This is a genomic window from Tahibacter caeni (assembly GCF_024609805.1).
GTDB lineage: Bacteria > Pseudomonadota > Gammaproteobacteria > Xanthomonadales > Rhodanobacteraceae > Tahibacter > Tahibacter caeni.
In genome coordinates, this window is record NZ_JANFVR010000276.1 from 1 (window position 1) to 6,506 (window position 6,506).

Annotated in this window: 4 protein-coding genes; all 4 read left to right on the forward strand. The window is 71.9% G+C overall.

Going from position 1 to position 6,506, the window contains the following annotated elements:
- Positions 1-123 precede the first annotated feature (123 nt).
- Positions 124-2,967, forward strand: coding sequence for an RNA polymerase-associated protein RapA (gene rapA / locus NON22_RS18510; RefSeq protein ID WP_257388435.1), 2,844 nt, complete (start codon positions 124-126; stop codon positions 2,965-2,967).
- Between the two features lie 180 nt (positions 2,968-3,147).
- Positions 3,148-3,546 (forward strand): hypothetical protein, encoded by a 399-nt coding sequence (locus NON22_RS18515; protein ID WP_257388436.1) that lies wholly within the window; start codon positions 3,148-3,150, stop codon positions 3,544-3,546.
- A 19-nt stretch (positions 3,547-3,565) separates the two neighbouring features.
- A complete protein-coding gene (locus NON22_RS18520) occupies positions 3,566-5,809 on the forward strand; it encodes a M48 family metalloprotease (RefSeq protein ID WP_257388437.1) in 2,244 nt (747 codons plus the stop codon).
- Between the two features lie 214 nt (positions 5,810-6,023).
- Positions 6,024-6,506: winged helix-turn-helix domain-containing protein (locus NON22_RS18525; protein ID WP_257388438.1), on the forward strand; the 483-nt coding region annotated here is incomplete at its 3' end.

The following is a 6,506-nucleotide window of genomic DNA, read 5'->3' on the forward strand; positions in this document are numbered from 1 at the left end:
GCCGCCCGGGCCGCGGCACGGCGGCGCGGACGGCACCGCGCCGCCGCCGCGGGGCCGCCCTGGTTTCCAGCACGGCGACGGCACGGGATAATCCGCGCCCCCGCCGTCTGGAACCGCCTGCTGATGCATTTCTCCCCCGGTCAACGCTGGATCTCCAATGCCGAACCCGAGCTCGGACTCGGCACCGTCTTGCGCATCGAGGGACGCAGCATCCAGGTCCTGTTCGCCAAGTCCGGCGTGCTGCGCCACTACGCCGCGCATGCGGCGCCGCTGGTCCGGGCCGAGTTCCGCGTCGGCCAGAAGGTCAGCGGCAAGGGCGAGAGCTTCACGGTCGAGCGCGTCGAGACGCACCAGAACCTGCTGCACTACCACGGCGGCGGCCACAGCCTCGTCGAGGGCGAACTCGACGACGTGCAGAGCCTGTCGCAGGCCGACGAGCGCCTGCTGTCGGGCCGCCTGGACCGCCCCGACCGTTTCGATTTCCGCCTCGAAGCATTGAACCGCCGCGCCGGCGCGCGCCGCGGCGTCGATTTCGGCCTGGCTGCCGCGCGCATCGCGCTCGTGCCGCACCAGCTGCGCGTCGCGCAGATCGGCGCGAGCCGGCGCCCGGTGCGCCTGCTGCTCGCCGACGAGGTCGGCCTCGGCAAGACCATCGAAGCGGGCATGATCCTCGCGCAGCTGATCGCCTCGGGCCGCGTCGAGCGCGCGCTCGTGCTGCTGCCCGAGCCGCTGGTCTACCAGTGGTTCGTCGAGCTGCTGCGGCGCTTCAATCTGCAATTTTCCATTTATGACGAAGAGCGCTGCACCGCGATCGAGCTCGCCGGCGACGCGCGCAATCCGTTCGAGGACGAGCAGCTCGTCATCACCGACCTCGCGTTCCTGGCCGGCAATCCGCGCCGCGCCGAGCAGGCCGTCGCCGCGGGCTGGGACCTGCTCGTCGTCGACGAAGCCCATCACCTGGCCTGGACGCCGCAGGCGGCCAGCCCCGAATACGCCGTCGTCGAAACCCTGGCCGCGGCGACCCCGGGCGTGATCCTGCTGACCGCGACACCCGAACAGCTCGGCCGCACCGGCCATTTCGCGCGCCTGCGCCTGCTCGATCCGGCGCGCTATCACGACCTCGAACGCTACGTCGCCGAAGCCGACGGCTATCTCGCGCTGTCGCGGATCGCCGCCAAGCTCGGCGACGGCGCCGCGCTCGACGCGGCCGAACGCCGCGAGCTCGCCGCGCGCCTGGCCGGCGACGACGCGAGCCTCGCGCTGCTGGACCGTCTCGACCAGGAGCCCGCCGCGGCCAGCGCGCTGCTCGATGCGCTGATCGACCGCCACGGCACCGGCCGCGTGATGTTCCGCAACCGCCGCGCCGTCGTCGGCGGTTTTCCCAAGCGCGTCCCGCGGCTGCAGCTGCTCGACGGCGCGACGCTCAGCGAGGACCAGCGCCAGCGCCTGCTGACCGAGTTCCTGTCCGACATCCAGCAGCCGCCGTCGCCGCACGACTACGACTACACGGCCGACCCGCGCCTGCCTTGGCTCGTGGAGCTGCTCGAGAAGCACCCGCGCGACAAGTTCCTGCTGATCTGCCGCAGCCAGGCCAAGGTGCTCGCGCTCGAGGAAGCCGTGCGCACGCGCAGCGGCATCAATCTCGCGCGCTTCCACGAAGGCCTGTCCATCGTGCACCGCGACCGCAACGCGGCCTATTTCGCCGACCCGGAAGGCGCGCGCCTGCTGATCTGCTCGGAGATCGGCTCGGAAGGCCGCAATTTCCAGTTCGCGCATCACCTGATTCTCTGGGACGTGCCGCTGGATCCGGACCTGCTCGAACAGCGCATCGGCCGCCTCGACCGCATCGGCCAGCGCAACGACATCGAACTGCACGCGGTGGCGTTCACGGGCAGCGCCCAGCACGTGCTGCTGCGCTGGTACGAAGAAGGCCTCGACGCGCTGCGCCAGAGCCCGGCCGACGGCCGCGAGCTGTACAAGCGCTTCGGTCCCGATCTCGCCGAGCGCGCCGCGACGCATGCGCTGGAAGGCACCGATCCGGACCAGGAGCTCGATTCGCTGATCGCGCAGACGCGCGCCGCGCACGAGGAACTGTCGCGCCTCGTCCACGCCGGCCGCGACCGCCTGCTCGAGCTCGCGAGCAGCCGCGAGGCGCGCGAGGAAACCCTGCGCGAGGCGCTGGCCGCGGCCGACGCCGACCTCGACACCGAAGACTTCATCCTGCGCCTGTTCGAGCAGTTCGGCATCGAGCACGAGGAAACCGGGCCGCGCACCTGGGTGCTCGATCCCGAATACGTCAGCACCGAAGGCCTGTCCGGACTCAAGGACGGCCCGCAGCAGATCACGTTCGACCGCGCCACCGCGCTCGCGCGCGAGGAGTTGCCGCTGCTGCGCAACGACCATCCGCTCGTCGTCGGCGCGCTCGACCTGCTGCTCGAGGGCGAACAGGGCAACGCGGCCTTCCTCGTCGACGACGCGCTGCCGCCGCGCACCGTGCTGCTCGAAGCCGTCTACGTGCTCGAGTGCATCGCCCAGCGCAGCCTCGGCATCGACCGCTTCCTGCCGCCGCTGCCGCTGCGCGTCGTCGTCGACACCAAGCTGCAGGTGCGCGAGTACAAGCCCAACCCGGTGTCGCTGAAGAAATCCGCCGACCGCGCCGTCGACTTCAACCGCTACCGCAAATTCCTCGCCCAGATCGTGCCGCCGATGCTGGAGCGCTGCGAGACCGCCGCACGCGACGTCGCCGTGCGCGAGATCGCCGCGGCCGCGGCGTCGGCCCAGACCACGCTCGGCGCCGGCATCGCGCGCCTGAGCGCGCTGCGCGCGGTGAATCCGGCCGTGCGCGCCGAGGAAATCGAGGCGCTGGAGAGCGAACGCGCTGCGATCGCCGAGGCCCTGCCGCGCGCGCGGCCGCGCCTGGACGCCGTGCGCTTCGTCTGCAGCCAGGATTTCCTGAGCCTGCGCTGATCGGCTCCGCGCGTCGCATGCGGCCATCGTCGACGCCGTTCGACCGGTGACGCCGCCGGACCACGGCAGTGCTAGGCTGCGGCAACCGTTGCGTGCAACCGCACGGATCCGCCGTATCGTCCCGGCCGGATACGCCGCGCAACGCCCTGCCGCCACGAACAGCGCAACGAAGGAGCCGCGATGGCCAGTTTTTTCTTCTCCGGACTCAGCGAGACGTTCGGCCAGCCGCTGCTGCGCAATCAGCTGCCGCCCGCCCTGCGCTCGATCGTCGACGAGCAGGAAGCCGTGCCGGAAGCGGATTCGCTGAGTTTCGATGGCGACGACAAGCCGTCACGCTCGCGGCGTATCCGCAGCAAGCACCCGGAACTCAGCGAAAAGGATCTGCAGCTCGCGACGCAGGCGCTCGATCAGATCGAACGCCGGCGCGAAGCTCGGCGCCGGTTCTGGGTGCAGCTGACCGTTTCCCTGGTCGTACTGGCCGGCGCGGGCTATCTGCTGGCGATGACTGCGCCCGGCGCCGACACGCAGAAGGCGCTGTTCGGCCTGATCGGCACCGTGATCGGCTACTGGCTGCGCTAGGCGCCGTTCGCGCCGCGCCATGGCCGGCGAAAGCCGCTACGAAGCCAGTCTGTCGACGCTCGTCGTCGTGCTGTCGGTCGCCGCTGCGCTGGCCATCGGCGTCACGCAGGCCGATCCGGCGCTGCTCTCCGGAGGCTGGTCGGCAGCGACGCCGACCCAGAAAACCATCAGTCTGCTGGGCCTCGGCCTGCTTCCGACGAGTCTCGCTCTCGCCGCCGTGCTGAGGCACCGTTCGGCCCGCCGGAACACGCGGCGCGTCCTCGCCGCCGACGCCTGGCCCGGCAACGATCCCGCCGACGCCGCCCTGAACCGGCGCTTGCGCGAGCTGTGGCCGCACGAACACGCCATCACCATTCGCGCGACCGCATCGCCCGCCGGCGCAGCGCCGTTGCCGCCACAGGCCCTGCGCTATCGGGACGCCCAGGCACGCATCCGCCCCGCGGTGCTGCTGGACACCGCGTTCCTGACCCGCTTCCGCGCACATCCCGACGCCTTCTGCGCCGTACTGCTGCACGAGCTTGCGCATCATCTGAACCGCGACCACTGGCTGCTGTTCGATCTCCGCCGCGTGCTGCTCGCCACGGCCGCCGTTGCGACGCTGCAGCTCGTCGTCAGCGTGGCCGGCGGTATCGCCGGTACCGGTCATGACCTGCCCGCACTGGCTGCCGTAATGTTCGGAAAGAGCTACACCTTCGCGCTGCTGGGCGGCGTGATCGCCTGTCTCGGCCTGGCGCGCGCCAGCGGCCGCTGGCGCGAAGCTCTGGCCGACGCGTTTGCCGTGCGCTTCGCCGGCGCCGGCGCCCTGCACGAGGCCGAGCATTTGCTGCATGCCAGCGACATCGAGCCGGATGCAACCGTCGGCCGCTCTCACGCGGCGCTGCGCGAAACGGCCTACCTGCTGACGCCGCTGCACGTGGTCGCGCTCGGCGGTCTTGTCGCCCTGCTGGCCGACACCACCGCCGGGCGTCTGCAGGCCTTGCTGCAAACGGCCGCCGGCGATGCGCTGGCCATGGTGCCCGTCCTCGTCGCCGACGGCGTGCTGGTCGCCGGCTTCGGCGGCGTGCTCCTGACTGGCGTCAGGCTGACAGGAAACCGCAGCGACGGCGACGCCGTGCTCGCGCGCATGGCGCTGGGCCTCGCCGCGGGTGCCTGCCTGGCCCGGCTGCTGTTCCAGGCGACGCCGCTCGCGCTCGCGTCATCGCTGATGCCGGACGGTTATGCCGTTCCCCACAGCCACGATCCGGGCCGTCTGCTGCTCGCGGAAGGTCTCGGTGCGGCGACGACTTATGCCGCGCGCGCACTGGTCGTGCTGATCGGTGCGCTCGCCGCCCGCAATGGCGCACCCGCCGCCGCGACGTTCCTGCCCGCTGTCGCATTCGCCGGTGTCGCTGCCATCGAGTACGCCGCCATGGCGCCGGCGACGCTCGGATTCGCCGCCTACGCCACGCTGGCAGCCACCTCGCTGCTGCTCTTGCGGCGCCATCGCGCATGGCCGGCGACCGCGATTCCGCCGTGGCCGACCCTGACGCTCGCTTTTGTTGCCGGCGCCGGCGTCGCAGGTGCCGGCGACATCACTCATCTGGCCAGCAGCATGAGCCGCGCTGCCGAACGTGCCGACCAGCGCGGCGACGCGGCGGCGGCTTCGCGCCTGCGCGAGTCGGCCGCGAACGCCTCACGCTGGCATGGCCAGGGCTGGGAACTGCTGGCCATCGCCGAGGCCCGGACCGCGAACTACCGCCGCGCCGCGGATTGGATGACGCGCGCGGCGCAGGCGCCGCTGGATTCGGACTACGGCGACCTGTTCCGGCGCTGGGGCCTCGCCGGCAGCTTCTGGTTGCAGTTGGAACCCGAGCGGGAAACCGGCCTGGCCGCGCGCGCCGCGTTCGATCAGGCACTGCGGATTTGGCCGCGCCTCGGCAAGACGGACCGGCCGTTCGCGGCCAGCGTGTTCTACAACGCGGCCTGCGCGGCGCTGCGCGAGCCCGCAGACCGGCGGGCCGCGGCGCTCGAACTCTCGATCGGCGTGATCCTGCAGCCGTCGCTCGCCGAGGATGCGGTCCGCGACGCCGATCTGCGCGGGTTGTGGGGCCGCGGCGATACGCGATTCTCCGCCGAAGCCCGCGACTGGTTCGCCGGGCAGGTGCGCGACGCGGACGACGTCAGCCTGTACCGGGCACTGCGCGGATCGCCGCTGGAATCCGCCGAAATGGTCGGCTTGGCGCAGTACATCGTGACGCTCGCGCGGCAGCAGACGACCCGCTGACGGCGGCGGCCCGGAAGGTGCCGGCAGAGGCCCGGCGCCGGAAAGACAGCCGCATCGCGAGCGCCGACGGCCAGGGTCGTCACGCACCGGCCAGCTGCCGGCGCACCTTCGCCCGGCGGCCGATCGCATCGTTTCGTGACGCGCGAGGGCAAACGGTGCGACGATGCGACGGCTTCCGGCGTCCGCCTCGTCTTTGCCCGCAGCCGTTGTACGCATGACGCTTCCGCCCCTGCGCTTCGGCGCGTTCGAACTCGATCCGGCCGCACGCGAATTGCGCCGCGACGGCGAACGCCTGGAATTGCCGAGCAGCGCCTTCGACGGGCTGGTCTATCTGATCCGCCACCGCGACCGCGCCGTCGGCCGCGACGAGCTCATGGCCGCGATCTGGGGCCGCGCCGACGTCGCCGACAGCCTGCTCGGCCAGACCCTCGTGCGCCTGCGCCGCACGCTCGGCGACAGCGGCGACACCCAGCAATGGATACGCACGGTGCCGCGGTTCGGCTATCGCTGGATCGGCGCGGTCGAGGAGCGCGGCAGCGCGGCGCCGCCACCGGCACCGGTGCAAATGACGACGAGCGCAGCGGCGGGCGCCGCCTTCACCGGCGACGGCACGATCGACACCACCCCGACAGCCGCGACCGCAACGGCGGCGGCCGCCGAGCCCGTTGCGGCTGCGCCGGCCGCGGCGACCACGACG

Bases quoted from the DNA above. Each gene is read 5' to 3' on its own strand.
- rapA (WP_257388435.1), top strand. From the start codon at position 124: ATGCATTTCTCCCCCGGTCAACGCTGGATCTCCAATGCCGAACCCGAG.
- NON22_RS18515 (WP_257388436.1), top strand. From the start codon at position 3,148: ATGGCCAGTTTTTTCTTCTCCGGACTCAGCGAGACGTTCGGCCAGCCG.
- NON22_RS18520 (WP_257388437.1), top strand. From the start codon at position 3,566: ATGGCCGGCGAAAGCCGCTACGAAGCCAGTCTGTCGACGCTCGTCGTC.